Source organism: Leisingera sp. F5 (assembly GCF_001593695.1).
On record NZ_LUKH01001372.1, the window covers coordinates 1 to 1,071 of the forward strand.

Annotated in this window: 1 protein-coding gene; it reads right to left on the bottom strand. The window is 62.0% G+C overall.

Annotated elements, in window-relative coordinates; all coding sequences use genetic code 11:
* Positions 1-123: 123 nt before the first annotated feature.
* Positions 124-930, bottom strand: a complete 807-nt coding sequence (locus tag A2I95_RS41525) for a PAS domain-containing protein (protein ID WP_291738105.1) — start codon at positions 928-930, stop codon at positions 124-126.
* Positions 931-1,071 lie beyond the last annotated feature (141 nt).

Sequence of the window (1,071 nt, forward strand, 5' to 3'; positions counted from 1 at the left end):
TTTCTGCACACGTAAAAAGGCGCCCCGGGGTTCTCCCGCGGGGCGCAGTCACTTCAAGCGCTATGACCTTGGACTTGAATTAAATATATTGCTGCGCCGGGATCGTATCGCGGCACCCGCATGTCAGTCGCGGCTGACCACGAGACGCAGATGCGAAGCCCTTTTTCGCTTATTTTCGGTCGTGTCCGCCGCTATCGCAGCTGTGTCTGCCGGTTCCCCAAGCTTGCCCGCCCGGCTGCGCTCCAGCAGCGCCTTGGCTTCCTCCAGAAGCGAGCGTTCAGGCTTGAAGCGGGCCTGGGTTTCGGCAAAGCCCGGATTGGGCTGGTTCACGTCAGGGCGCTGATCCCTGTCTGCAGCGCGCGGCTTGGCCTTGAATTCGGCAGAGCCGGGCGCGTTGCCAACTGTGCGCATTTCAATCGAGGTGATCGAGAACCGCTGCGAGGTGGCTGCCGTTCCCTCATCCGCCACCAGCACCCCCAGCACCCTGCTAATGTCACCCAGGTCGCTGCGCAGCGGCAGCAGCAGCATGCGGGCCTCGCGCGGGGTACGCTGGCGCGGCGCCTCGATTTGCAGTTCCAACTCCACGATGGCGGGTGTTTCAAACATATGCTCCATGGCGGAGCTCAGCTGCTTGCGCGCTTCGGTGGTGAAGAACGCCGTCACCGGCATGCCGCGCACTTCCATGCCAGCCATTTCATTTACCAGCGTTCCTGCCAGGCGGAAGCGGGCAATCCCCGGGGCGATCCGTTCCAGAATGAAAGTGTTGCTCAGGATGTTCTCCAGCCCGCGCGGATCAATCTGCGAGCGGCTCGGCACATCGTCTCCGCGGCGAAGCGCGGTCCAATAGGCCTCCGCCTGGCGCAGCGGCGACGGCGTTCCGCCCTTGCGGAAGCGGTTCATCGACACAACCTTGTCCTGACCTGTCGTCATTTCAGTTCCGCTGCGGCTGCCAAAAATCATCTCATCATCCCCTTCAACCCCGGCCTTCCCTTTGGTCGCGGCAGCCGGCGGCTGCGTTAACTCTTAGGGCCGGCTTGGTTACCCTGAAGTTAAGATGACACAATCTAATTC

Bases quoted from the DNA above. Each gene is read 5' to 3' on its own strand.
- A2I95_RS41525 (WP_291738105.1), bottom strand. From the start codon at position 930: ATGACGACAGGTCAGGACAAGGTTGTGTCGATGAACCGCTTCCGCAAG.